Origin of the sequence: Zhihengliuella salsuginis (genome assembly GCF_014651715.1) — a bacterium.
Lineage (GTDB): Bacteria > Actinomycetota > Actinomycetes > Actinomycetales > Micrococcaceae > Zhihengliuella > Zhihengliuella salsuginis.
Genome location: NZ_BMXK01000006.1, coordinates 171,990 through 197,280, shown reverse-complemented (window position 1 = coordinate 197,280; position 25,291 = coordinate 171,990). Strand labels below are relative to the sequence as shown.

Genomic DNA, 25,291 nt, shown 5'->3' with positions numbered 1-25,291 from the left:
AGAGTGTGGGAGCCGACCGCCCCACCTCCGCAACTCTCCCCGAGGACGTCCCATGTCTGTGCAGACCGCCACCACCGGCACCGAGCTCTCCGGCACCCGCCGGTGGCTTGCCCTGGTGGTCCTCATGTTCCCGGTGCTGCTGATCTCGATCGACAACACCGTGCTGAGCTTCGCCGTGCCGGCCCTCTCCCGGGCCCTCGCGCCGGACTCCGACGAACTGCTCTGGATGATCGACATCTACCCGCTCGTGCTGGCCGGACTGCTGGTCCCCATGGGCAGCCTCGGCGACCGGATCGGGCGCAAGCGCCTGCTGCTTCTCGGCTCCGTCGGCTTCGCCGCGGTCTCGGCGCTCGCGGCCTTCGCGCCCAACGCGCAGCTGCTGATCGCCGCCCGCGCCCTCCTGGGACTGTTCGGCTCGATGCTGATGCCGGCGACCCTGTCGCTGATCCGCAACATCTTCACGGACGAGCACGAGCGGCGCCGCGCGATCGCGATCTGGGCCTCCGGATTCTCCGGCGGCGCCGTGCTCGGCCCGATCCTCGGCGGATGGCTGCTCGAGCACTTCTGGTGGGGCTCCATCTTCCTGCTCGCCGTCCCCGTGCTGCTGCCGATCCTGATCGCCGGCCCCGCACTGGTCCCGGAGTCCAAGGACCCGAACCCGGGCCCGATCGACCCGCTGAGCATCGTGCTGGTCGTCGGCACCCTGACGCCGATCGTCTTCGGCATCAAGGTCCTGGCCAAGGGCGAGGGCTTCGCGCTCCCCGCCGCGGCGATCGCGTTCGGCATCGCGTGCGGGTACGTCTTCGTGCGCCGCCAGCTCGCCCGGGCGGCGCGGCCGGCCACCGACCCGATGCTGGACGTCCGCCTCTTCCGGAATCCGATGTTCTCCGGCGCGCTGACGGTCAACCTGCTCAGCGTGTTCTCGATGGTCGGGTTCATCTACTTCCTCACCCAGCACGTCCAGCTCGTCGCCGGCTACTCCCCGCTCGAGGCGGGCCTGCTGATGATGCCGGGACTGGTCCTGTCGATCGCGTCCGGCCTCCTCGCGGCCAACCTTGCGAAGCGCTTCCGCGTCTCGGCGCTCATGGTTCTCGGCCTGCTGCTGAACGCGGCCGCCTACGTGATGGTCCTCTTCGTCGGGCAGTCGGGGTCGGTGCTGCTGCTGATGACCGCGTTCTGCGTGCTCGGCGCCGGCGTCGGCCTGGCGGAGACGCTGTCCAACGACCTGGCGCTGTCGGCGGTCCCGCCGCAGAAGGCCGGGGCCGCCTCGGCCATCTCCGAGACCGCCTACGAGACCGGCGCGGTCCTGGGCACCGCCGTCCTCGGCAGCCTGCTCAACGCCGCCTACTCGCGGGGCCTCGCCCTGCCGGGCGGCCTCACCGCGGGCCAGCAGGCGGAGGCGTCGAAGACGCTCGGCGGCGCGCACGAGGTCGCGGAGTCCCTGCCGTCCGGCCAGGCCGCCCAGCTGCTCGAGAACGCCGCCGCTGCGTTCGACTCCGGGGTGATGCTCACGGCCGGGATCGGCGCCGCGCTGGCCGTGGCGGCCGCCGTCGTGATCCACCGCGCCCTGCGGTCCGCGCCCACGCGCCCCTGACGCAGGCCCCGCCCATGGGGCAGACTGGCCCCATGAGCGACTACGCGGCCTTCCTGCGCGGCATCAACGTCTCGGGCCGGCGCATCCCGATGGCCGACCTCGCCGAGTGCGTGGCCGGTGCCGGCGTCCGGGACGTGCGGACGGTGCTGGCCACCGGCAACATCCTCTTCGCCGCGGACGCCCCGCGCGAGGAGGTCGCCTCCCGGCTCGCGTCCGCCATCGGCGGGCGCTTCGGGTTCGAGGCCCGCCTCTTCCTCAAGACCCTCCCGGAGGTCGCGGAGATCGTCGCGGCGTGCCCGTTCGCCCGGACGGACACGCACGACGGCGCCGCCCTCCACACGTACGTCACGTTCGCCTCCAGCGCGCAGACGGTGGCCGACGTCCTCGCCGAGCTGGGGCCGGCGGAGCGCGCGGCCGGCCACGGCGACGTGCTCTTCTGGCAGACGCCCAAGGGCAGCTCGCTCGAGAACCCGGTGGCCAAGGCGCTGGGCCGGGCGCGTTTCAAGGAGTCCAGCACCACCCGGAACATCAACACCCTGGACAAGGTCCTGGCCCGCTGAGCCGCCGCTAGGCGTCCTCGCCGGCGTGGACCGCCTGGAGGGTGGCCGCCTGGCGGCCGCCGTGCAGGTAGAGGCCGCGCCCCGGCGGCTGGCGGCGGGCGCGCACCCCGTTCACGAGGGGCCCCTCGGACCGGTCGCCGTCCATGACGAACGTCGCCCCGCCGGCGTCGCGCAGCGCGGAGACGAACGGCGTGAACAGGCCCCGCGAGGCGCCGCGCACCTTGCGCGCGACGATCGCGTGCAGGCCGATCTCGGCGCCCATCGCCAGGTACTCGGCGAACGGCGAGAGCGGGCTGGCGCCGCTCGAGGCGAGCACGTCGTCGTCGTCCACCACGAGCACGATCCGCGGGCCGTCGAATCCGTCGTCCGCGCCGGCCGCCAGCGGGTTCTCCGGGATGCGCTTGCGCAGCTCGCCCACGATCGCTGTGGTCAGCTGCGCCGCGAGCACGGCCGAGGTCGCGTAGCCGCCCACGTAGTCGGGGCCCACCACGTTCTTCAGCCCGCGCCGCGGATCGAAGACCGCGAACACGACCTCCTCGGAGGAATACTGGCCGACGATCTCGGTCATGAGGTGGCGCAGCAGCGAGGTCTTGCCGCTCTGCTCGTCGCCGAGGATCAGCAGGTTGCGCTCGCCGCCGTCGAAGTCCAGGTGCTTCGGCCCCAGGTCGCGCTCGTTCAGGCCGAACCGGAGGAGGCCGTCGCGGGCGGGCACGGTCTCGGGGGCGACGACGGTCGGCAGCAGGCGCACGCGGCGCGGGCTGCGCCCGGGCTGGCGCTCGGCCACCCGGGCGGCGGCGTCGCGCAGGCCGTGGTTTCCGGTGTCCGCGTCGGCGACCGAATCCAGCCGGGGCAGGGCGATCTGGCCGATGAGCTTGTCGTGGTTGATGCCGCGGCCGGGCCGGTCGGCGGGGAGCCGCTCGGCGCTCCTGCGGCCGTGCGCCGACTCCGACGGCTCGGACAGCCGCAGCTCGAGCCGGGTCCCGAAGAACGACTGCTGCGCGATCCGCACCTCGTTCCACCGGGTCGCGGTCGCCACGACGTGCACGCCGTACCCTCCGCCGCGGCGCAGGATCGAGTGGACGAGCTCCTGCAGCTCCTCGTACTCCTCCAGCAGCGCCCCCCAGCCGTCGACGAGCAGCACGACGTCGGCCACGTCCAGTTCGTCGAGCTCGCCGGCGGCGTGCAGGCGCCGCATGGTGGCCAGGCTGTCGACGCCGCGGATCTCGAAGAGCCGCTCGCGTTCGGCGATGAGGTCGTGCACCTCCTCGAGCGTGCGGCGCAGGGCCTCGCGCGAGGTCCGCCCGGCCATCCCCGCCGCGTGCGGCAGGTCGGCCAGCGGCAGCAGCGCCGAGCCCTTGAGGTCGATGCCGAACAGCGCGACCTCCCGCACGGTGTGCGTGGCGGCGAGCGAGAGCGCGATCGTGCGCAGCGCCGTCGACTTGCCCGTCGACGGCCCGCCGAGGACCACCACGTTGCCGCCCGCGCGCGCGAGGTCGAGCTCCCACGGGCCCTGCCACTGGCGGGCCGGGTCGTCGAGCAGGCCGATCTGCACGTTCAGCTGCCGGCTGCGCGGCCAGGGGCCGGGCGCGGCGTCCCCCGCGCCGTGGCCGGCGGCGGTGTCGAGGGCGACGGCGTCCGGCAGCGGCGGCAGCCAGATCTCGTCGGTGACCCGGTCGAACCCGCGGACGATGTCCACGAGCTCCGACATCACGGTGGCACCGGTGGTGCGCTGCGCGTCCGGGGCGGCGCCGTCGGAGGGGTCGGGCGCCGCCGCGCCCAGCCGGGCGGCGTCCTGGGCGTAGAAGGCCTCCGGCAGCACGGGCGGGCTCGCCGCGTCGTCGGCCGCCTCGGGTTCCTCCGTCTCGGCGGCGATTGGGCCGGAGACGTAGCCGGCCTTGAAGCGGGAGTACGTCGTCGTGTCCACCTTGAGGTAGCCGTACCCGGGCAGCGGCGGCAGGTGGAAGGCGTCGGGGGTCTCGAGGACGGTCCGCGACTCCCCCTCGGACAGGGTGCGCAGGCCCAGGCGGTAGGACAGGTGGGTCTCGAGGCCGCGCAGCTTGCCGGCCTCGATGCGCTGGGAGGAGAGCAGCAGGTGCACGCCGATGGAGCGGCCGATGCGCCCGATCGACATGAACAGGTCGATGAAGTCCGGCTGGGCGGCGAGCAGCTCGCCGAACTCGTCGATGACCACGAACAGGTGCGGCAGCGGCGGCAGCTCGTGGCCGCGCTCCGCCCGGTGCAGCTGGTAGTCGGTGATGTTGGCGATGTTCCCGGCGTCCTTGAGGACCTGCTGGCGGCGCAGCACCTCGCCCTCGAGGCTCGCGTAGATGCGGTCCACGAGGGAGGCCTCGTCGGAGAGGTTGGTGATGATGCCGGCCACGTGGGGCATGCCGGCGAAGGGCGCGAACGTGGCGCCGCCCTTGTAGTCGACGAGCACCATGTTCAGCAGCTCGGGCGGGTGCGTGACGGCGAGGCCGAGCACGAGCGTGCGCAGCAGCTCCGACTTGCCCGATCCCGTGGCGCCCACGCACAATCCGTGCGGGCCCATGCCGTGCTGGGCGGACTCCTTGAGGTCCACGTAGACGGGCCGGGAGCGGTCGTCGACGCCGATCGGCACCTTGAGGAAGTCGGGGTTCTCGCGGGGCTGCCAGAGCCGCTCGACGTCCCGGGCGGTGAAGTCCTCGAGGCCGAGGTGGGCGGTGAAGCGTCCGGCATCGCCGCCGTCGTCGTACTCCCTGGAGTCGGGCGAGAGGCGCAGCGGCGCGAGCATCCGGGCGATCCCCGCGGCCGTCGCGCCGTCCGAGGCGGACAGGACGCCCTCGCACGTCTGCGGGTTCAGGGGGTCGGACGTGTAGTCCTCCAGCCGGAATCCGGTCTCCGTCTGGACGATGCGCAGGGAGACCTCGTCGGGCTCGTCCTGCTGGCGGCCGACGAGGTGCACGGCCGTCATCGCGAGGTCGTCGGCCGTCAGGCCCGCGTCCGGCAGCGGCAGGTTCTCGACCCGGCCGGCGTGCTCGAGGTCGACGACGACGAGCCGCGGCTGCACCTGGGTGCGCTGGGCGACGAGGAAGTTCTTCCGCGCCGCGGTGAAGCGCCGGTAGCGCTCGCGGATCGACTCGTCGAGCAGGTCCCGCAGGGCCGCGCGCGACGGCGCCAGGCGGTTCAGCGGCCCGCGGTCGGTGGGCCGGGACTGGTCCAGGACGTGCGGCAGCTGGTTCAGCCACGCCCAGGCTCCGCGGTGGCGGGGCGGGACCGCGGCCGCGACCTGCAGGTCCTCGGGGCTGTGCAGGGCGGCGGCGGAGAGCAGCAGGTTCCGCACGGCCTGGTGCCCGAACTCCTCGTCGCCGACGATCGAGACCGTGTGGTGCCCGGCGAGCGAGACCGTGACGGGCATGTCTGGGGCGGAGGCGAACCGGCGCAGCAGGGACCGCATCTCCTGGTCCATGTGCGGGTCGGGCCGCTCCCCCTGCCCGGTCTCGCCCTCGAGGCGCAGGTCGCGGGCGGGTGTGGTGCCGGCGCCGAGGCGCACGCGCAGGAAGTCCTGGTGGTGGCGGCGCCGCTCCCACAGCCGGTGCGGGTCGCCGACCACCTCGTAGAGGGCGGCCGGGGCGGGGTCGCCGGCCTGGGCCCGGCGACGCTGCTCGCGCTCCTCGAGGAGGAAGTCGTGCCGGCGCTCCTCGAGGTACTCGAGGTAGCGGTCGCGCTGGTGGCGGCGCTGCCGGCCGGCCTTGCCGCGCTGGGAGAACATCATGACGATCGCGCCGGTGACGGTCACGATCATCATCAGGGCGCCGACCGCGGCGAACGGCGACCCGCGGAAGAGCATCATCACGGTCATCGACCCGGCCGCGCCGAGCAGCGGGATGAGGCCGAGGAACCCGGTGCCGGATCCGGCCGCGTCGCCGACGTGCGGCGGCCGCTGCACGAACGACGTCCCGGTCTCGCGGGCAGGGCTGGTGGTCCGGGCGGGGCGGTGGACCAGCACGACGCCGTCGGCCGCCTTCTCGTCTGCCTGCGGGCTCACGCGGCGTCTCCCGGTGCGCCGCTCGCGGCGTGGAGGGCGTTGGCGGCGAGCGCGGCGACCTGCAGGCGGCGCCGCTCCCCCACGAGCCGCAGATCGACGGCCAGCCCGGCGGCGAGGTGCCGGTCGTGGTCGAGGTGGTGCGCCGGCGTCGTCCTGCGCCGGGTGGCGGAGACGGGCTGGGCGTCGAGGTTCGCCTCGGCGAGGCGGACGTCGGAGGCCGGGCAGGCGTGCGGGTTCACGACGACCGGCAGCACGGGAAGTCCCGGGCTGGACGCCCGGATCCCGGCGAGCAGGCTGGCGGCCGCGCCGCCGGAGCCCGGGGTGGCCGGGACCGCGACGACCAGGGCGTGCAGGTGCCGGAGGTCCGCGTGCGCGTCGAGTTCGATCAGGGACACCGCGCAGGTGCGGCTGAGCCCCTGGTACAGGCCCTCGCGGTCGGCCGCGGTCAGTGGCCGGTCGCCGGCGTCCAGGGTCAGCCGGTGCAGATTCCCTGGCAGGGCCGCGGCGTGGGCGCGCAGCTCGTGCAGGCCGATCTCCCCGTGCGCGCCGGCGAGCGCCGCGAGCCCGGCCAGCCCCCCGCGGGGCGAGCCGGCGGGCAGCCGCGGGAGCAGTCCGCTCGGCCGGCCGACGGCGTCGACGGCGGCGATGTGGTCGGCGCGGACGTCGGAGAGGACGAGCGCGAGGGCGGCGACGAGCGTCGAGGCCCCGGCGCCGCCGGTCGCGCCGACGACGCCGATGCGCCGGCCGGTGGTGACGGGGCGCTGGCACGCGTCGAGGGCGCCCGCGAAGTCGCCGGGGAACGAGTCCGAGCCGATGCTGCGGCGGATCGTCTGGGCCAGGCGCAGCCAGAGGGGGTCGCCGTGGCGGGCGGCCCGCTTCCGCAGTTCGTCCGGCAGGTCGAGCGGCTCCTCGTCCTCCGCGGCCGGCTGCGGCCGGGACCGCGGCGGCACGGAGGGCGGGGGCGGCGTCGGGCGCGGTTCGGGCTGCGGTTCGGTCTGCGGGCGGGCCGGCTCCTGAGGGCGGGCGCGCGGCGGCGCGGCGGGCGTCCACCCGCCGGGGAACCGCTGGTCCGGGGAGCGCTGGGGCATCTGGTCGTCGCTCATGGCTCGCTCCTAGAACGTCTCGGCGAGCTGCGGGTAGAGGTCGAAGACCCCCAGCAGCACGGGCAGCAGGGCGACGGTCAGGACGGACTCGGCGCGCCGGGCATTCAGGCGCAGGCCGGCCGCCATGTGCTCGGGCACCTCGAGCGGTCGCAGCACCAGCGGCAGCAGCGCGAGCGCGAGCACGGCGGCGGCCAGCAGCGCCGCCGGGACCGCCCCGCGCAGCGAGTAGGCGAGGACCGCGGTGCCGAAGGCGGCCGCGCCGAGGAGCACCGCGCGCTCGAGGGCCAGCGGCAGGTTCCGTGCACGCAGGGCGGTCACGGCGATGAGCAGGACCGCCAGCGCGGTGCCCCACCCGTTCGCCCCGCTCGTCAGCAGGCCGTGGGCGGCCGCTCCGAGCGAGAGCGCGCAGATCACGACCGCCCCGACGAGCCCCTGGTGGGCGTCCCCGTAGGCGCGGCGCGCGTGGGCGACGGCCGGACGCTCGCCGCGGGCGACGGCGTCGTGCAGTGCGTTCATACCGGACAGGGCCAACGCGAGGCGGGGCGCGAACCCCAGCAGGAACGCCGTGCCGACCCCGGCGACGGCGGCTGCGACGCCGGCCTCGGGCCAGAGCTGGCTCCCGCCGCCCCAGAACAGGGCCAGCACGACGGCGGTGGCGGCCGTGACGAGCGCGCCGCCGGAGCTGCGCCGCGCCGCCTGCCACGCGATCAGCGCGGCCGCGATCCATGCCGGCGCCAGCCAGACGCCCCACGGCGCGGCCTCCGACCCGAGGAGATAGGTCGCGGCGATGGCGCCGCCGCTCAGGACGATGAGTTCGACGTCGCACGCGAGCCGTTCGCGCGGGACGACGGCCGCGCCCAGCAGGGCGAGCGCGGCGAGTCCGACGCCGGCACCGACCTGCGTGGCCGGAGCGGTCGAAGCCGTCGCCAGCACCAGGGCGGCGACCCCGAGGACTGCGACGACGACCGTGCTGACGAGGCGGCGCGCGTCGAAGGTCCACTGGTCGGCAGACCCGCCGGCGAAGCGTTCGGCCTCTTCGGCCAGGTCGTAGACGACGGGGTGCGGCACGGCCTCGTCGCGGCGGTCGAGTTGCAGGACGGTGCCGTCGCGGACGCCGGCCGTCGCGAGCGTCGCCTGCGGGGCGAGGCTCGCGGAGCCGACGGGCGTCAGTGTGAGCTCCCGGGGCCCTCCCAGGCCGGGCGCGGCGCCGGCGATCCGCAGGATGTCGGGCATGATCGCGCCCAGCTCCTGCTGGGACGGCAGGAGCGCCTCGACGTTGGACGTCGGAGTCGAGATGGTCACGCGCGTGTACCCGGCGCTCATGCGCGGGCCCCCGGCACGACTCCGGGCGCCGGCAGCGCCAGTCCGGTCCGGTCCTGCTGCGCGGCGAAGAGGTCCACGACGAAGGAGTAGCCGATGCAGCCGGCACAGACGACGGCCGCGATCACGATGCCGATCAGCAGAAGCCTGGCCCCGTCGCTGTAGGTGCGGCGGGTGCGCTCGGCACCGAAGAGGAGGGACTTGAGCAGGCGGTCGCGCCGGACCGACACGGACTCCAGAATCTGCTGGTCGTAATCGAAGGCCACGTGCTTCCTCTCGGCCGGTGCTACACCCGGGGGTGGATAATCAGACATCGATTCGTACCGCCGCTCGACGTCCCGAGCGGAAGCCGGGCCCGGCCCCCGCATGGGGTCACGGGCCGCGCCAACGGCGGCTACGTCCCCCATGATGTCATGCCGGAACACCCCGATCCGAAGTTATCCACAGCTTCGCAGTATCGGGTGTTCCACGGTTACGACGGCTGATAGCGTTCTCGGCATCAGGGTTCATCAAGCTCTTTGACGAGACCTGGTCATCTGATCTTTGAAGCCTACGAGGAGTGGCGGTTATGAAGTTTGACATGGGAGCGTCGACGCTTTCGACGCTGAACCAGCAGACGGCCGGATCCAACGACGAGCTCGGTTCGTTGGTCCGCCAGTTGGTGGATGCAGTGACCCCGTTGCAGGGCAAGTTCAACGGCGCCGGACGCGCCGCGTTCGACAACTTCAAGGCCCGCGCGGACGAGATCTCCGCGGACCTGAACCAGTCGCTGGCCAAGATCGCCGAGGGCCAGCAGGCGATGCATGTCGCCACGCAGACCGGCGACCAGGAGGCTGCGGACAACGCCAGCCGCAGCCAGGGGGCGGCGAACTTCGACGCCGCACGCTTCAGCGGCGGAGGAGGCGGCGGTTCCGACGCCTCGGCCTCCGTCATCAACCCGTCCGAGCCGGCGTCCACCCTGCCGGCCAGCGTCAACATCAACCGCTAAGGAGTCCAGCATGTCCACGGATCGCATTTCCTTCGACACCGGCGCCTCCTCGCAGGTGCAGTCCGACATCGGCCAGCTCGTCAGCCGGCTCGAATCACTCATGAGCGAGCGGGACCAGCAGGTCAGCGCGGCCATGTCCGACTTCCAGATGGACGGGGCGGACGCCGAGTACCAGGCGGTCGAGACCCGCTGGCGCAACGCGTCGAGCGAGGTCAAGAACATCATCGCGCTCATCCGGTCGACCCTGGAGACCAACGACGAGACCGCGACGTCGACGCAGGCCCGCACGCGCAGCGCCATCTCCAACATCGGCTGACCCCGGTCCCCGCCGCCGCTCGGCGCGTCATCGGAAGAACAGGTCCAGAGGACCGGTGACAGCGTCGACGTCCCGCACAGCCGCCCCGTCCTCACGACCGTGGGGGACGACATGTCAGACGTTGAGGCGGTAGCCCCGCTTGATCACCGTGGCCACGAGCTTCGGGTTCGGCAGCGACTGGCGGAGCCGGCTGACCGCCATGTCCAGCGCGTGGTCGCCCTGGCCCTCCGGCAGGATGCCGATCAGGTCGGCGCGGGAGAGCACCGCGCCCTGCGCGTCCGCGATCGCCCGGAACAGCGCCAATTGCGACGAGCCGAGCTCCGTCGTCTCCCCGCCCAGCGTGACCTGGCTGCCGCGGATGCTCAGCTCGCCGAACGCCGTGGCGCAGCGCTGCGTGCCGCGGTCCGAGAGGTACTCGACGACCTGCCGGATCATCGCACCCATGCGGAACCGCTCCGGCACCAGCGGCTCGATGCCGACGTCCTGGAGCGGCTGGGCCGTCACCGGGCCGACGGTCGCGGCGACCACGTTGGTCTGGAAGGCCCGGACCAGCTCCCAGTAGCGGCCGCGCTCGTGGGCCGCGCTCCAGAGCGCGTCGACGGCGGGAGCAGCGGTGAAAGTGACGACGTCGAGGCCGCCGCCGATCACGGCGTCGATCAGCTTCTCCACCTTCTCCGCACTGCCCTCGGGCACCACCCACCGGTAGGGGGAAACGGTGAGAACGGTGGCGCCGGCTGCCTGGAGGCGGGCGATGTCGTCCAGGTCGGCGTAGCCGTGCATCTGGATCGCGACGGTCCTGCCGTCCACCCCGAGCTCGAGAACGGAGTCCACCAGGGTCGACGTGCGTTCGTCCTCGCTGATGCCGTCGTCGGTGAAGCCGGCGGCGCGCACGGCGCCCCGGGCCTTCGGCCCGCGCACGTAGATCGACGCGTTCTCGAGGACCTCTGTCAGCTCGTCGCCCTGGCCGTGGGCGTCTGCGGACTCCACCCATCGGCGCATCCCGTACGCCGTGGTCACCAGAAGGTAGTCGGGCCGGGCGGCGATCAGCTCCTGGGTCTCCCTGACGAGCTCGGCATCCTCGGCGATCGGGGCAATCTTCAGGACGGGCGCGTGCAGGACCTCGGCACCGCGCCGTTCGAGCGCGTCGATCAGATCCTCCGAGCGCCGGTCGCTGGTCACGCCGATCCGGAAGCCCGTCAGCGATCCGCCCGCGGCCTCAGGGATCGCGACGGTGTCCGGCTTGTCCGGGCTGCAGGCCGAGCCGGCCGGTCGCTCCGCCTCGGAGCCAGCCTGTTCGCTCTTGTCCGTCACGCGCGCGAGTCCTCCCTCGATCCGGCCGCCGCACCCACGTGCGCGGCCAGTTCTTTCCAATCGTTTCCGACGGCGACCACGTCGCCGATGACAACAACCGCGGGCGAAGCGCACTTGGCTTCGGCCGCCGCCATGACCAGCTTATCCAGCGTCGCCACGGTCGAGCGCTGCGTGTCGGTGTACCCGCGCTCGATGACGGCCGCCGGGGTCTTGGGTTCCAGGCCGTTGCGGATCAGGCCCGCAACGGTCTGCGGCAGCGTGGCCACCCCCATGAGCACGACGATCGTCCCGCCGAGCCCGGCCAGGTGCTCCAACTCGTCGTCGCTGAACGGCTGGTGCCCGGAGGCGACGGTGAACATCTTCGCGACACCGCGATGCGTGACCGGGATGCCCACCGTTCCGGGAACGGAGATCGAGCTCGTGATGCCGGGAATCGTGGTGACGGGCAGGCCGGCCGCGACACAGGCCTCGACCTCCTCGCCGCCGCGCCCGAACACGAACGGATCCCCGCCCTTGAGCCGGACCACGGACTTCCCCTCCAGCGCGGAGGCGACCATCATGTCCTGGATCCGCCCCTGCGGCACCTTGTGGTGGCCGGGCGTCTTGCCGACGTCGATCAGTTCGGCGCCGGGGGCCAGCTCGCCGACCATGCCGGCCGGCCCCAGCCGGTCGTAGTAGACGACGTCGGCCTGGGCCAGTGCCTTGCGTCCGGCCACGGTCAGCAGATCGGCCTCGCCCGGGCCGCCGCCGACGAGGGTCACGGTGCCGTGCTCGGCTGCCGCCTCCTCCTGCACCAGCATGACGCGCCGTTCGCGCGCCAGCGCGGGCAGAAAGTCCCAGCCGGGATTGCCGTCGTCGACCGCGACGATGAGGCTGGCGCGGGACAACGCGGGGCTGAGCCCGGCCATCTCCGAGGGGACGACGGCGGTCGTCACCGCCGCGCCGAGGCTGCGGTAGCGCGCGACCGCGCGGCGCGCGGCGCGCTGGGCGCCGCACACCACCACGATGTGGCCCGACAGCTGCGTCGTTCCGATGAACGGCGCGTTCGCGGTCATGACGCCGCACCGCCGGCGGGGGCGCCGACCGGGATCGAGGCACCGAGCGGGACCGGGCCGGCTGGACGCTTCTGACCGCGCTCCTCGACGTAGGCGAGGGTCTCGTCCTTCTGGTCGGGTGCGTTCACGAAGGAACGGAAGCGGCGCAGGCGCTCCGGATCCTTCAGCGTCGCCGCCCACTCATCCTCGTAGCCCTCCACGTGGCGATTCATGGCAGCTTCCAGCTCCTCGCCGAGGCCGAGGGAATCCTCGACCACGACGGAGTACACGTGCTCGATGCCGCCATCCAGGTCATCCATCCAGTGTGCCGTGCGCTGCAGACGATCAGCGGTTCGGATGTAATACATGAAGAAGCGGTCGATGTACTTCAGCAGGGTCTTGTCGTCCAGATCCTTGGCCAGCAGCTTGGCGTGGGCCGGGTTGGCGCCGCCGTTGCCGCCGACGTACAGGTTCCAGCCGGCTTCCGTCGCGATGACGCCGACGTCCTTGCCCTTGGCCTCCGCGCATTCGCGGGCGCAACCGGAGACGCCCATCTTGAGTTTGTGCGGCGACCGCAGGCCGCGGTAGCGCAGTTCCAGATCGATGGCCATCCTGACCGAGTCCTGCACGCCGTAGCGGCACCACGACGAGCCGACGCAGCCCTTGACCGTGCGCAGGGACTTGCCGTAGGCCTGACCGGATTCGAAGCCGGCCTCGACGAGCTCCTTCCAGATCTCCGGCAACTGCTCGAGCCGCGCGCCGAACATGTCGATGCGCAGGCCGCCGGTGAGCTTGGTGTAGAGCCCGTACTTCTGGGCGACGTTCGCGATCACGCCGAGCTTCTCGGGGGTGATCTCGCCGCCGGGGATGCGCGGGACCACCGAGTAGGTGCCGTCCTTCTGCATGTTCGCCAGCGCGCGGTCGTTGGTGTCCTGCAGGCCGCCGAGGTCGCCGTCGAGCGGGTGGGCGTTGTGCTGGGAGGCGAGGATGTTCGCGATGGCGGGCTTGCAGATGTCGCAGCCGAGGCCGGTCCCGAAGCGCTCCATGACGGCCTCGAACGAGTGCAGGTCGGCCAGCCGGACCGCCTCGAAGAGCTCCGCGCGGGAGAACTCGATGTGCTCGCAGACGGCCTTGGAGACCTCGACGCCGTTCCTGGTCAGCTCCTTCTCGATGAGCTTCTTGAGCATCGGGACGCAGGAGCCGCACGAGGTTCCGGCCTTGGTGCACCCCTTCACCCCGGCCAGGTCCTGCACCGGTTCCCGCCCCTCGCACGTGCCGCAGCCGCCGACGGTGTCGCGGATGGTGCCGGCGGTGACGTTGTTGCAGGAGCACAGGGTGGCGTCGTCGGGCAGCTCGGTGTCCGGGGCGTCGCCGCCGCCGGCCGCCGACAGGTAGGCGCCGGGCTCACCGGGCAGCTCGCGCCCGAGCAGCGGGCGCAGCGACGTGTAGGGGGCGGCGTCGCCGACGAAGATGCCGCCGAGCAGGGTCTTCGCGTCGTCGCTGACGACGAGCTTCTGGTAGACGCCGCGGGCGGGGTCCGCGTAGACGACCTCGAGCGCGCCCTCGGCCTTCGCGAACGCGTCGCCGAAGCTCGCGACGTCGACCCCGGAGAGCTTGAGCTTGGTGGCGGTGTCGAACCCGCCGAACTCGGCGTCGCCACCAGCGAGGCGGTCCGCGGCGATCTCCGCCATCGTGTTGGCGGGGGCGACCAGGCCGATGCAGAATCCGCCGAAGTTGGCGACCTCGCCCACGGCCCAGACGTTCTCCACGTCGGTCGCGCACGTCTCGTCGATGACGACGCCGCCGCGCGGCCCCATGCGGAACACCGGCGTGTAGTCCTCGGCCGGCTCCTGGTCGGTGCCCTCGAGGTCGTCGACGGTTTTGCCGGCGGCGAGCGCTGCGGCCTCCCTGGCCCGGTTGTTGAGCGTGCGGGCCAGCTCGTCGCGCGGCCGCACGCCGATGGAGACGATCACCATGTCGGCGTCGATGACGCGGCCGTCGGCCATTTCGACGCCGGTCACGCGCTCCTCGCCGTCGGCCTCCTCGGTGAGGACCTTGGACGGGAAGACGCCGCTGTGGACCTCGAGCCCCTTCCCGGCGATCAGCCGGCCCATGGCCTGTCCGGCGCCCTCGTCGAGCTGGGTGCCCATGAGCCAGGAGCCGCCGTCGATCACGATCGGTCTGGCGCCCAGGGACTGGACGCCGGCGGCGGCCTCCAGGCCGAGCAGTCCGCCGCCGATGGTGACCGCGTTGATGGTCCGGCCGTACTTCTCGGTGAGCTCGGCGATCTCCCGGTTGATGTTCCAGACGTCCTCCAGGTAGCGGTACACGTGGGTGTGCTCGCTGCCGGGGATCGGGAGGGTCGCCGCGTTGGAGCCGGTGGCGAGGACCAGCTCGTCGTAGGGGAAGCGGCGGCCATCGTCGGTGACCGCCTCTTTGGATCCGAGGTCCAGGTCGACGACGCGGGCCCCGCGCACCAGCTCGATCCCCTCGTTCCCCCAGAGGTCCGCGTCGAAGGTCAGGTCGACGTCGGTCCGGGTGAGCGCCTGCGACAGTGCCACGCGGTCGTAGGGGACGTGCGCCTCCTCGGTCAGGACGGTCACGTGCGATCCGGCGAGGCCGCGGGCGGACATGGCGTCGGTGAAGCGGTGCGCGGCGGGGCCGCCCCCGACGACGACGATCCGGCGGGTGCCCGTGCTGGTGGCGTTGCTCATGGTTCCCTCGCTTGGTTGGAAGAGGCGGTGCGGCGCGGCCTGGCGGACCGGCGCCTGTTGATTCACTGCCCTCCAACCTAGGGACCCGGATTTGCCCGGCAGTGTCCGGGGTGTCACGCACGGGAAACATCTTCTCTGCCCCGCACCGCCGCCCGGGTGAGCGCTGCGAAACGCCGTCGAAACAACCGTCCGGGGTCGCGATCGCGCGGGTTCCTCGCCTCACGCGCCGGCCGCGGAACGCGTGAGACGCGGTTTACCGGGGCGATACGGGTCGCGCTCCCCACCTGTAACAAGGCCTTCCTAGGCTGGTGCCCGACCCCGAACGAAGCACCACCCGAGCAACCACGGAGGAGCCCGACATGACGATTCTGATCGACGAGGCAGCACACGTATCCACTTGGGTCGAGGCCTGCTGGCTGGACGACCTGAAGCCCGGCTGGGGCGAGGCCGCATGGATCGACGGGACGCAGATCGCCCTGCTGCGCTTCGCGGACGGCTCGTTGTTCGCCGTAACGCAGAAGTGCCCGGGCACGGGGGCTCAGGTAATGTCTCGCGGCATCATGGGCAGCCGAAGCGTCGACGGCGAGATCGTCAAGACGATCGCCAGCCCGCTGCACAAAGAGGTCTACCGGCTGGACACGGGAGACTGCCTGAACGCGGACGACGTCGACCTTCTCGTCTACCCCGTCCGGGTCGAGTCGTCCCGCGTGATGGTGGGGTTGGGATAACGATGGGAGCCGCACTGATGTCGCGAACAGACGCGAACCACTCGCCGTCGGCGAACGACGCCTGGACCGGGTGGGTTCCGCAGGTCGAGGCCGGCACGCTCGTCGCCGCCTCGCACGGCACGGGGAGCCCCTCCGGCCAACGCGCGATCCGCGCCCTGGTCGAGGCCGTCGCCGCGGCCCGGCCCGGCCTGCGGATCGCCGAGGCCTTCGTCGACGTCCAGACGCCCGACGTGCCGGCCGTGCTCTCGGCCGCGGGCCCGCGCCCGCGGATCGTCCCGCTGCTGCTCTCGACCGGGTATCACACCCGCCACGACCTCGCCGAGGCTGCCGACGCCGCTGAGGGGACCACCGTGACCCGCGCCCTCGGTCCGGACCCGCGCCTGGCGGACGTCCTGGCGCTGCGCCTGCGCGAGGCGGGCGTGCGCAGGGGCGACCAGATCGTCATGGCGTGCGCCGGGTCGACGGACCCCCAGGGAGTCGCCGACTGCCGCGCGATGGCCGGGCTGCTCGCGCAGAGGGTCGGCGCGAAGGTGGAGGCGGCCTTCGTCTCGGCGGCCGATCCGTCGGTCGGGGCCGCCGTGGCGAGCGCCCGGGCACGCACGCAGCGCGGCTGGTTCGGCTCGCGTCAGCGCCGGGGCCGCGTCGTCGTCTCGACCTATCTCATGGCTCCGGGGCACTTCGCCGCCCTCGTCGCCGGATCCGATGCCGACATCGTCGCCGAGCCGCTGCTCGTCCCCGGTCTCCCGGTCCCCCGGGAACTCGTCGATATCGTCCTTGACCGCTACGACCAGCCGTAGACCCGCTGCGGCCTCCCGCCCGAACGCGGCGTCGACACGTCGAACAGGACGACCCGGCGCCGCGATTTCGGCCTGAAACCCGGGCTGAAGGGCCCCTCCGAGGGGTCCGCTGAGAAGAAAAGACGACTGATTTGTGGCAAGGGGTATATTCCCCGGCATTTATCGCGTACTGTTGGAGCTGTAGTAGTCGTAGTTTTTCACGCAGTATTTGCAGTGCCATGTCCTTTGCAGGCTTGACCGTTGTAATTCGCGGTGAACTTCCCGCAGCTACGCGTAGGCCGCGCACCTTGCGGTCACACAACCCGCGCACCAGCGTGCTTTGTCTCGCGTGCAATGTCTTGAAAGGACAAACATCATGGCAACAGGTACTGTCAAGTGGTTCAACCCGGAAAAGGGCTTCGGCTTCATCGCTCCTGAGGACGGCTCCGCCGACGTGTTCGCTCACTACTCGGCAATCCAGTCGAACGGCTTCCGTTCGCTGGACGAGGGTCAGCGCGTCGAGTTCGACGTCACCCAGGGCCAGAAGGGCCTGCAGGCGGAGAACATCCGCCCGGTCTAAGTGAACGGCCTCACGGCCTTCGTTTAGCTTTCGCCGACGACGCGGACTAGTCCGCCGACGGCAGCTAGGGCGCCCCACCATCTGGTGGGGCGCCCTACGCGTTTAAGCGCCGACCTCCTCGAAGTGCTCGACGAGCGGGAACGGGTCGTAGAAGCGGTGCAGCAGCTCCTTCCACCGCTCGTACCCGGCGGAACCACGGAAACCCTCGGTGTGGTGCTCGATGCTCTCCCACTCGACCAGCAGCAGGTACTTCGAGGCGTCCTCGGCGCAGCGCAGGAGCCGGACCTCCAGGCAGCCCGGCATCGACGAGATGATCGGCCGGGCCTCGGCGAACGCCGCTTCGAAGGCCGCCTCCCGCCCGGGAACCACGGGCAGGACGGCGTGTTCGGTGGTGGACATGACCAGCCTCTCATCGGGTTTGTCCCGGAATAGGGCGACGCCGGGAATGAAGTCGGGCGCCGCACGGTTGGCACCTGAGTGAGCCCAACCCTATCTGTCCTTGATCTGGCCCCCATCCGTTCCAGCGCGACCTCCGGCCCCGGCGAGGTCGCGGCCTCCTTCGCCGAGTCCGTCGTCCTTGCGCAGACGGCCGAGAAGCTCGGCTTCCACCGCGTCTGGTACGCGGAGCACCACAACATGCCGTCCATCGCCTCGAGCGCCACCAGCGTCCTGATCGGCCACGTCGCCACGCAGACGTCCACCATCCGCCTGGGCGCCGGCGGCATCATGCTGCCGAACCACTCCCCTCTGGTCATCGCCGAGCAGTTCGGCACCCTGGCGACCCTCTACGGCGACCGGATCGATCTCGGGCTCGGCCGCGCGCCCGGCAGCGACCAGCTGACGTTCCAGGCCCTGCGCCGAGACCCCGCCTCGGCGGAGTCCTTCCCCCACGACGTCCTGGAGCTGCAGGCCTACTTCGGCACGGAATCCCGCATCAAGGGCGTCAACGCGTACCCGGGATACGGCACCAATGTGCCGCTGTACATCCTGGGCTCGAGCCTCTTCGGCGCGCAGCTGGCCGCCCAGCTGGGCCTGCCGTACTCCTTCGCCTCCCACTTCGCACCCGACGCCCTCCAGCAGGCCGTGCGGGTCTACCGGGAGAACTTCCAGCCGTCCGAACAGCTGTCCGAGCCCTACGTGATCGCCGGCGTCGGCGTCGTCGCCGCGGACACCAACGCGGAGGCGTCCGAGCTCATGGAGCAGGTCCGGCGCGACCGCGTGCAGCGGTTCGTCGGGCGCAACCGGGACGTGCCGTTCACCGAAGACGAACTCGACATGGTCATGGCGTCGCCGGCCGGCGAGCAGATCCTGAAGATGCTCAAGTACACCGCGGTCGGGACCACGGAGGCGGTCGGCGAGTACCTGGAGCAGTTCGCGCAGACGGCGGACGCGGACGAGCTGATCACCGTGCAGTCGCCCATCGAGGCCGACGCCCGCCTGAACTCCCTGCGCATCACGGCCGAGGCCGCGGGCCTCACCGCTCCCTAGCGCTGGAGGGCCAGCGCCTCCTCCACCTGCGCGGCGGCCTCCTCGAGCTGCGGCAGCAGGGTCGCGGCCCGTTCCCGGGCGGTGTCCCCGGCGCCGGGTCCGCCGACGCTCATCGACACGTTGAGCGCGGCGACCACCCGGCCGCCGGGCCCGCGCACGGGGACGGCCAGCGAGCTCAGGCCCCGTTCGAGCTCCTGGTCCACCAGGCACCAGCCCTGCTCGCGCACGCGCTCCAGCTCGGCGCGCAGCTCGTCGGGGGCGGTGATCGTGTTCTCGGTCAGCGCGGCCAGCCCGCCGCCGGCGGTCAGGCGCGCGACGACGTCGTCCTCCCCGCCGCGACCGCCCGCGCCGTGCGGGTCGCCGGAGAAGGCGAGCAGCACCCGCCCCATGCTGGTGGCGTAGGCGGGGAACCGCGTGCCCACGGAGATGCCGACGCGCATGATGCGGCGGGTGTGGACGCGCGCGATGTAGACCACCTGGTCGCCGTCGAGCACGGACGCCGACGCGGACTCGCCGACCGCGGCCGAGAGCTCCTCGAGCACGGGCTCGGCCAGCTGCGGCAGGTCGTGGCTGGAGACGAACGCGTACCCGAGGCGCAGCACGCGGGCGGTCAGCTCGAAGTGCTTCCCATCCGTGCGCACGTAGCCGAGGTCCGTGAGCGTGAGCAGGAACCGGCGGGCCGTCGCCCGGGTCAGCCCCGTCACCCGCGCGACATCCGTGAGCGTCATGGACGGGTGCTCCGCGTCGAACGCGCGGATCACCTCGAGCCCGCGCTCGAGCGACTGGACGTAGTACGACGACGGGTTCTCACCCGCCGCGGCCGGCGCACCGGTGTTCGCTGACTCGGACATAGGAGTTCAGGCTACCGAATCAGGCGCGCTTCAGCTCGATCGGGACGCGGGCGGCGAGCTCCTCGAAGGTGGTGCCGTGACTCGAACGGACCCGCACGCCGTCCCCGTCGATGAGGAACACGGCCTGCTCGGTGTAGATCCGGGAGACGCAGCCGAGCCCGGTCACGGGGTAGGTCAGGGCCTCGACCAGCTTGGAGTCGTCGGCCTTGGTGAACAGGCTCATCATGACCCACGTGGACTTGGCGCCGATCGCCAGGTCCATGGCCCCGCCGACGGCCGGGATCGCGCCCTCGGCGCCGGTGTGCCAGTTGGCGAGATCGCCGCCGGCCGAGACCTGGAAAGCCCCGAGCACGCAGACGTCCAGGTGGCCGCCGCGCATCATCGCGAACGAGTCGGCGTGGTGGAAGTAGCTGGCCCCGGCGAGCTCCGTCACCGGGATCTTGCCGGCGTTGATGAGATCGCCGTCGACCTCCCCCTCCGCGGCGACCGGGCCCATGCCCAGCATGCCGTTCTCCGTGTGCAGGGTGACACCCTGCTCGTCGGTGAGGAAGTTGGAGACGTTGGTCGGCTGGCCGATGCCCAGGTTCACGAACGCGCCGGCGGGGATGTCGGCGGCGACCAGCTGAGCCATCTCGTCGCGGGTCAGGGCCGCCTCGGTGGTGGTGAACGTCGTCATGGTGCGCTTCCTTACTTCTTCTTCGGTGCCAGCGCCGGCGTGGGGCCGGATTCGATCGCGACCACCGTGTCCACGTAGATGCCCGGGGTCACGACGGTCTCCGGGTCGATCTGCCCGACGGGCACGATCTCGTCGACCTGGACGATCGCGTTGCTCGACGCCGTCGCCATGACGGGTCCGAAGTTGCGGGCCGTCTTGCGGTAGACGAGGTTGCCGAACGTGTCGGCGCGCAGCGCCTTGATCAGGGCGAAGTCCGCCTTGATCGGGGTCTCGAACACGTACCCGACGCCGTCGATCTCGCGGGTCTCCTTGCCCTCGGCCAGCATGGTGCCGTAGCCGGTGGGCGTGAAGAACCCGCCGATGCCGGCGCCGGCGGCCCGGATGCGCTCGGCCAGGTTGCCCTGCGGCACGAGCTCGAGCTCGAGCTCGCCGGCCCGGTACGCCTCGTCGAAGTGCCACGAGTCCGACTGCCGCGGGAAGGAGCAGATGACCTTCTTGACGCGGCGCTCCTTGATGAGCAGCGCGAGGCCCGCGTCGGCCTGGCCGGCGTTGTTGTTCACCACCGTCAGGCCGGTGGCGCCGCACTCGAGCAGCGCGTCGATCAGTTCCATGGGCTGGCCGGCGTTGCCGAACCCGCCGATCAGCACGGTGGAGCCGTCGGTGATCTGCGCGACGGCGTCCGCGGCGTGCTCTGCGATCCGTGGTGCCATGTGTCTCTCCTACTTTGCGTTGACGTTTTCGAGGACGACGGCGATGCCCTGGCCGACGCCGATGCACAGCGCCGCCACGCCGTACCTCTCGCCCGATTCCTGCAGGCGGCGGGCCAGCGTGCCGAGCACGCGGAGGCCGGAGGCGCCGAGCGGGTGGCCGATGGCGATGGCGCCGCCCCAGGCGTTGACGATGTCCGGGCTCGAGAGCCCGTCGGCGGTCCAGGCGTCGAGGCACGCGATCGACTGCGCGGCGAAGGCCTCGTTGAGCTCGACGGCGGCGATGTCCGGCCACGCGAGGCCCGCGCGCCGGAGGGCCAGGTTGGCAGCCTCGACCGGCGCCTCGCCGAAGTACCGGGGCTCGTTGGCGAAGGTGCCGCGGCCGATGATCCTGGCGATCGGGTCGAGCCCGAGAACCCCGGCGGCGGCCTCGGAGCCGAGCCAGGCGGCGGAGGCGCCGTCGTTCATGGGCGAGGCGTTGCCGGCCGTGACGGTGCCGTCCCCGGCGGGGCGGAAGACGGTGCGCAGGCCGGCCAGGGCCTCGGCGGTGGAGTCGGGGCGGACGGTCTCGTCGCGTGTGACCTCGGAAGAGCGCTTGTTCGCCGGCGGGACGGGGACCACGAGGTTGTCGTACTTCCCCTCGTCCCAGGCCCTGGCGGCGAGCTGGTGGGACTGCGCCGCGAACTCGTCCTGCGCCTCGCGGGAGATGCCGTGCTTCTCGCGCAGCTGCTCGGTGGCCTCGCCGAGGGAGACGGTCCATTCGGCGGGCATCTCCGGGTTCACGAGTCGCCAGCCGAGCGTCGTGTTGGCGAGCTCGAGGTTCTGCATCGGGAACGGGCGCTCGGTCTTGGGCAGGACCCAGGGCGCGCGGGACATCGATTCGACGCCGCCGACGAGCATCAGGTCGGCCTCGCCGACCTCGATCTGGCGGGAGGCGACGATCGCCGCGTCGAGCGAGGATCCGCAGAGGCGGTTGACCGTGGTGCCCGGGATGGACGTCGGCAGCCCCGACAGCAGGGTCGCCATGCGGGCGATGTTGCGGTTCTCCTCGCCGGCTCCGTTGGCGTTGCCGAAGACGACCTCGTCGATCGTTCCGGCGGCGACGTTCTCCGCGTCGAGGCCCGGCGCGCGGTCGAGGAGCGCCCGGACCACGTGGGCGGCGAGGTCGTCGGGGCGGTGGGCGGACAGCGAGCCGCCGATCTTCCCGAACGGCGTGCGGACGGCGTCGTACACGTAGGCCTGCGGCATGAAGTCTCCCATCAACGTCTTCGGCGAATGGCGCACGCTCCAAGGGCGAGCCTCCGAAGTGTGCGGTATGCGCACCGATGTGCGCTGATTGAACTTTATCGTGGGCCGGGGCGAGAGGCAAGCATTGTTGCGCACCGCGGGCGCGCGACGGCGCCTCATCCCGGTGGTTCAACCCCCGGGCGGACCGCAGCGCACGACGACGGCGCAGCCGAGCAATTCGTCCGCTCCCCGGGCCGCGACGCCAGTCCCCGGACTGCGCACGGCACTGCCGGGCGAATCAGGCCCGACTCCCCCGGTGGCTACATATCTCCCCTGGTCATGACCCGGGGAAAGATGCAGCTACCGGGGGAATGAAGGGCGGTGCGGCGAAAACGCATCTGCGCTGCCCGGAGACTCGTGCAATCGCCCGGGGACAGACCCTAGAACCCGGCGAGGACGGCTTTCCAGGCCGCCTTCCAGTCGGCGACGTCGTCCGGCGCGGCGATCCGCTCGTGCGTGGCCGTGACGAGGACCTTGTCCGCCCCCTTGTCCTCGAACGAGACGGCGACGCGGGTGCCGTCCGTGAAACCGGACCTCCAGTAGGCGCGCTTGCCGGTGTCGGTCGTCCGCGCATCGCCCTCGAGCGCGACGCCGCCGATGCCGCCGTGCTCGGCCAGGTGGTCGAGGATCAGCTCGCCCCAGGCGCGCGCCACATCGTCGCGACGCCCGGCAACGGTGCGGCTCGCCGACCCCTCGAACGTACCGTCGGGCCGCTGCCCGGGCAGCCGGCGCCCGATGTGCTGCTCGTAGGCGACGGCGATGGACTGCGCCCACCACCCGTTGTTCGCCCCGGTCTCCGCGTCCAGGTGCCGGATCGCGATCCCGGCGATCTCGGGATGCGGCAGCTCGCGGGCCCCCTCGCCGTCCAGGAGCGCGACCCAGTCGTCCCAGCTGCGGCCTGTGGCCTTCTCGATCGCGGCAGTGTTCGTCGGCTTCACCATGGCCACAGCCTAACCCTCTGAATACGACGACGGCGGTGCGCACCCTGGAAGTCCAAGGTTGCGCACCGCCGTCGTCATGAGTCCCGCAGGTCAGTTGCCGAACGTGTCCAGCAGCTGGTCCTGCGCCGTCCACAGGCCCAGGGAGTCGCCGCCGTTGTTCAGCACCGCTCCCCCGCCGTTGTAGTACGCGTCGTCGCTGTCGGTGCCCGCGGCCGAGTACACGCGCAGGGTCCCGCCCGGCTCCAGGACGTAGCCGTCGCCGACGGCCAGGATGTTGTTGGCCGCGTCGCGGACGTGGTAGCCGGAGACGTCCACGGGCGCCGGGCCGTCGTTGACCAGCACCAGGTGCTCGCCGGTCTCGTCCTGGGTGTCGGAGCCGGGGACGTTGTTGTTCGACTCGAGGATGCGCACGCCGCCCTTGCCCGGGAACGGGTCGACGCCGTCGAGGTAGCGCTCCAGCTGGATCGGGAAGTCGCCGGTCACCCGGTCGACGCCGAGGTCCAGCACGCCGTCCAGCGCGTCCGTCGCGTTCACCGTGTAGACGCCGATCTCGAGCCCGGCGCCGTGCACGCGGTCCACCCCGGCCTGGTCGAGGACGCGGTAGTTGGTGCCGTACGAGTCCACGAACTCGGACATCGCACCGATCTCCGCGACGGACGGAATGGTGCCGGAGAGCTGCTGCAGGGGGATCTCGGGAGCGAGCCCGGCGAAGCGGATGTTGGAGGCGGCATCGAATCCCAGGACCTCGACCTTGCCGGCGGCCACCAGCTTCCGCCAGGCCGGCTCCTGCAGGGCGTCGGCGACGACCTGCTCGACGCCGGGCGAGTTCTGCGGGGACTTGATCTCGATGTAGACGCCGGTCTGCGTGGTGGCCACCGCCGCGGCGTCGGACAGGTGCGGGATCTTCTCGCCGGCGAACTTCTCCGAGAAGTAGGAGCCGGCGTCCAGCTGCTGCAGCTCGTCCCACGTGAAGGACGTGATCGGGTCGTCCTCGCGGCCCGGGAACACCTCGGCGACGTCGGTGGTGCGCTTCGGGGTGTTGTCGTGGAAGAGGAACGGGACGCCGTCGGCGGAGAGCTGCACGTCGATCTCGAAGAAGTCCGCCCCGGACGCGCGCCCGTCCTTGAACGCGGCCACGGTGTTCTCCGGCGCGGTGCCGGCGGCGCCGCGGTGGCCGATCATGACCGGCTGCTCCGACTCGTCGGTTCCCGCGTAGTCGGCAAGCGCCGGGGCGGCGGTGGACAGCGCGATCGTTCCGACGGCGACGGCGGCCGCCAGGGTGCGGGCTCGGGTGTGCTTCACGGGTTCTCCTCCGGGTTGGTCCCCTGCGTGTGCAGGGGTTCGGCCGGCTGTCACGTTTTGTTGCGCCGGCCGACCCGTCCATCCAACCGTCCCGGGGTAACGTGCACTTGAGGACCGCATGAACGCGGGTGGACATCTGCCGGTGCCGCCCGCGGCGGACGCAACCGACCCGACGAGCAACCCCTGGAGCGATCTTGGCTGTCCCCACCATCTCCCCCATCCGCCTCAACGACGCCGACGTCTCGCTGCCGACCCTGGTGCTGGGCCCGTCCCTGGGCAGCACGACGGCGTCACTCTGGCACCTCGTGGCGCCCCACCTCGCCCCGCACTTCCGCCTCGTCGCCTGGGACCTGCCGGGCCACGGAGAGGCCGCGGTCCCGGTGGAGTCCTTCTCGCTGGCCGAGCTCGCCGCGGGTGTGAAGGCCATGGCGGACGAGACCATCGCGGGCCCGGTGCACTACGCCGGCGTCTCGATCGGCGGCGCGGTCGGCGTGCAGCTCGGCCACGACTACCCGGAGGCCTTCGCCTCGCTGTCGATCCTCTGCAGTGCGGCGAAGATCGGCACCCCCGAGACCTGGCACGAACGCGCCGACCTGGTCCGCCGCCAGGGCACCGAGGTCCTCGAGGAGGGATCGAAGCAGCGCTGGTTCGGCCCGGGCTTCGTCGACGCCCACCCGGGGCGGGCCGCGGGAGTGATCGACTCCCTGCGCGCCACCGATGCCGGCGCCTACGCCTTCGCCTGCGAGGCCCTCGCCGACTACGACCTGCGCGCATCCCTCGCGGCGATCACCGCGCCCCTGCTCGCGGTCGCCGGCGAGCACGACGCCGTCTGCCCGCCCGCCGCGGCCGAAGAGCTGGCGGGCGGGGTACGCGACGGGCGCTCCGCCGTCGTGCCCGGAGCGGCGCACCTGGCGCCGCTGGAGGCGCCGGAGACGGTCGCGGGGCTGATGGCGCGGCACGTGCTCGGCTGACACGCGGGCTTCGCGCGCGG

23 protein-coding genes are annotated in these 25,291 nt (G+C 72.1%); 9 read left to right on the top strand and 14 right to left on the bottom strand.

Annotation, left to right across the window (positions count from 1 at the left end; genetic code table 11):
- Positions 1–52: 52 nt before the first annotated feature.
- Both IE069_RS08630 and IE069_RS08625 read left to right on the top strand, forming a co-directional pair.
- A complete protein-coding gene (locus tag IE069_RS08630) occupies positions 53–1,594 on the top strand; it encodes an MFS transporter (protein WP_189349725.1) in 1,542 nt (513 codons plus the stop codon).
- A 32-nt stretch (positions 1,595–1,626) separates the two neighbouring features.
- Positions 1,627–2,154, top strand: coding sequence for a DUF1697 domain-containing protein (locus IE069_RS08625; RefSeq protein ID WP_189349724.1), 528 nt, complete (start codon positions 1,627–1,629; stop codon positions 2,152–2,154).
- Positions 2,155–2,161: 7 nt separating this feature from the next.
- On the opposite strand, the gene eccCa is transcribed toward IE069_RS08625, so the two are convergent.
- Genes eccCa through IE069_RS08605 form a run of 4 tightly spaced genes read right to left on the bottom strand, consistent with a single transcriptional unit; the run spans position 2,162 to position 8,867 of the window.
- A complete protein-coding gene (gene eccCa / locus IE069_RS08620) occupies positions 2,162–6,178 on the bottom strand; it encodes a type VII secretion protein EccCa (RefSeq protein ID WP_189349723.1) in 4,017 nt (1,338 codons plus the stop codon).
- Positions 6,175–7,281 carry a hypothetical protein gene (locus IE069_RS08615; RefSeq protein ID WP_189349722.1) on the bottom strand — a complete coding sequence of 369 codons (1,107 nt, stop codon included), beginning with the start codon at positions 7,279–7,281 and terminating at the stop codon, positions 6,175–6,177. The genes eccCa and IE069_RS08615 overlap by 4 nt, the downstream gene beginning before the upstream one ends.
- Positions 7,282–7,290: 9 nt before the next feature.
- Positions 7,291–8,604, bottom strand: a complete 1,314-nt coding sequence (locus tag IE069_RS08610; RefSeq protein WP_189349721.1) for an EsaB/YukD family protein — start codon at positions 8,602–8,604, stop codon at positions 7,291–7,293.
- Complete coding sequence (locus tag IE069_RS08605; protein WP_189349720.1) at positions 8,601–8,867, bottom strand: hypothetical protein; 267 nt, start codon at positions 8,865–8,867, stop codon at positions 8,601–8,603. Before IE069_RS08605 ends, IE069_RS08610 begins: the two co-directional genes overlap by 4 nt.
- A 302-nt stretch (positions 8,868–9,169) precedes the next feature.
- Here IE069_RS08605 and IE069_RS08600 point away from each other — a divergent pair, with 302 nt between their 5' ends.
- Together IE069_RS08600 and IE069_RS08595 are read left to right on the top strand one after the other, a co-directional pair.
- Positions 9,170–9,589 carry a WXG100 family type VII secretion target gene (locus IE069_RS08600; protein WP_308425383.1) on the top strand — a complete coding sequence of 140 codons (420 nt, stop codon included), beginning with the start codon at positions 9,170–9,172 and terminating at the stop codon, positions 9,587–9,589.
- A gap of 10 nt (positions 9,590–9,599) precedes the next feature.
- Positions 9,600–9,905, top strand: coding sequence for a pore-forming ESAT-6 family protein (locus IE069_RS08595; RefSeq protein WP_189349719.1), 306 nt, complete (start codon positions 9,600–9,602; stop codon positions 9,903–9,905).
- A gap of 114 nt (positions 9,906–10,019) precedes the next feature.
- Here IE069_RS08595 and IE069_RS08590 read toward each other — a convergent pair whose 3' ends face one another.
- The 3 genes from IE069_RS08590 to nirB form a co-directional block, all read right to left on the bottom strand.
- Positions 10,020–11,129 carry a uroporphyrinogen-III synthase gene (locus tag IE069_RS08590; RefSeq protein WP_189349765.1) on the bottom strand — a complete coding sequence of 370 codons (1,110 nt, stop codon included), beginning with the start codon at positions 11,127–11,129 and terminating at the stop codon, positions 10,020–10,022.
- A gap of 83 nt (positions 11,130–11,212) precedes the next feature.
- Positions 11,213–12,271, bottom strand: coding sequence for a uroporphyrinogen-III C-methyltransferase (gene cobA, locus IE069_RS08585; RefSeq protein WP_189349718.1), 1,059 nt, complete (start codon positions 12,269–12,271; stop codon positions 11,213–11,215).
- On the bottom strand, positions 12,268–14,964 hold the full coding sequence (gene nirB / locus IE069_RS08580; protein ID WP_189349717.1) for a nitrite reductase large subunit NirB: 2,697 nt from the start codon (positions 14,962–14,964) through the stop codon (positions 12,268–12,270). Before nirB ends, cobA begins: the two co-directional genes overlap by 4 nt.
- Positions 14,965–15,323: 359 nt before the next feature.
- Here nirB and nirD point away from each other — a divergent pair, with 359 nt between their 5' ends.
- The 3 genes from nirD to cspE all read left to right on the top strand — a co-directional run bounded on the left by nirD (position 15,324) and on the right by cspE (position 17,048).
- On the top strand, positions 15,324–15,692 hold the full coding sequence (gene nirD, locus IE069_RS08575) for a nitrite reductase small subunit NirD (RefSeq protein WP_189349716.1): 369 nt from the start codon (positions 15,324–15,326) through the stop codon (positions 15,690–15,692).
- Between the two features lie 17 nt (positions 15,693–15,709).
- A complete protein-coding gene (locus IE069_RS08570) occupies positions 15,710–16,489 on the top strand; it encodes a sirohydrochlorin chelatase (RefSeq protein WP_189349715.1) in 780 nt (259 codons plus the stop codon).
- Positions 16,490–16,844: 355 nt separating this feature from the next.
- Positions 16,845–17,048 (top strand): transcription antiterminator/RNA stability regulator CspE, encoded by a 204-nt coding sequence (gene cspE / locus IE069_RS08565; protein WP_102157271.1) that lies wholly within the window; start codon positions 16,845–16,847, stop codon positions 17,046–17,048.
- 102 nt (positions 17,049–17,150) lie between these two features.
- Here the strand turns inward: cspE and IE069_RS08560 are convergent, their stop codons facing one another.
- Positions 17,151–17,447, bottom strand: coding sequence for an antibiotic biosynthesis monooxygenase family protein (locus tag IE069_RS08560; RefSeq protein ID WP_189349714.1), 297 nt, complete (start codon positions 17,445–17,447; stop codon positions 17,151–17,153).
- Positions 17,448–17,525: 78 nt separating this feature from the next.
- Between IE069_RS08560 and IE069_RS08555 the strand changes: the two genes are divergently transcribed.
- Positions 17,526–18,536 (top strand): LLM class flavin-dependent oxidoreductase, encoded by a 1,011-nt coding sequence (locus IE069_RS08555; RefSeq protein WP_189349713.1) that lies wholly within the window; start codon positions 17,526–17,528, stop codon positions 18,534–18,536.
- Here IE069_RS08555 and IE069_RS08550 read toward each other — a convergent pair.
- From IE069_RS08550 to IE069_RS08525, 6 genes are all read right to left on the bottom strand, one after another.
- Entirely contained in the window at positions 18,533–19,387 is an 855-nt protein-coding gene (locus IE069_RS08550) for an IclR family transcriptional regulator domain-containing protein (RefSeq protein ID WP_189349712.1), read from the bottom strand. The genes IE069_RS08555 and IE069_RS08550 overlap by 4 nt on opposite strands.
- Before the next feature lie 19 nt (positions 19,388–19,406).
- Positions 19,407–20,063 carry a CoA-transferase gene (locus IE069_RS08545; protein ID WP_189349711.1) on the bottom strand — a complete coding sequence of 219 codons (657 nt, stop codon included), beginning with the start codon at positions 20,061–20,063 and terminating at the stop codon, positions 19,407–19,409.
- Positions 20,064–20,074: 11 nt separating this feature from the next.
- Complete coding sequence (locus IE069_RS08540; RefSeq protein WP_189349710.1) at positions 20,075–20,773, bottom strand: 3-oxoacid CoA-transferase subunit A; 699 nt, start codon at positions 20,771–20,773, stop codon at positions 20,075–20,077.
- A 9-nt stretch (positions 20,774–20,782) separates the two neighbouring features.
- A complete protein-coding gene (locus IE069_RS08535; protein WP_189349709.1) occupies positions 20,783–22,018 on the bottom strand; it encodes a thiolase family protein in 1,236 nt (411 codons plus the stop codon).
- A 419-nt stretch (positions 22,019–22,437) separates the two neighbouring features.
- A complete protein-coding gene (locus IE069_RS08530) occupies positions 22,438–22,998 on the bottom strand; it encodes a hypothetical protein (RefSeq protein WP_189349708.1) in 561 nt (186 codons plus the stop codon).
- A 90-nt stretch (positions 22,999–23,088) separates the two neighbouring features.
- On the bottom strand, positions 23,089–24,300 hold the full coding sequence (locus IE069_RS08525) for a glycerophosphodiester phosphodiesterase family protein (RefSeq protein ID WP_229791032.1): 1,212 nt from the start codon (positions 24,298–24,300) through the stop codon (positions 23,089–23,091).
- Positions 24,301–24,494: 194 nt separating this feature from the next.
- On the opposite strand from IE069_RS08525, the gene IE069_RS08520 reads away from it, so the two are divergent.
- The gene (locus IE069_RS08520) at positions 24,495–25,271 is read left to right on the top strand and encodes an alpha/beta fold hydrolase (protein WP_229791031.1); all 777 of its coding nucleotides are present in this window, start codon (positions 24,495–24,497) and stop codon (positions 25,269–25,271) included.
- Positions 25,272–25,291: the final 20 nt, after the last annotated feature.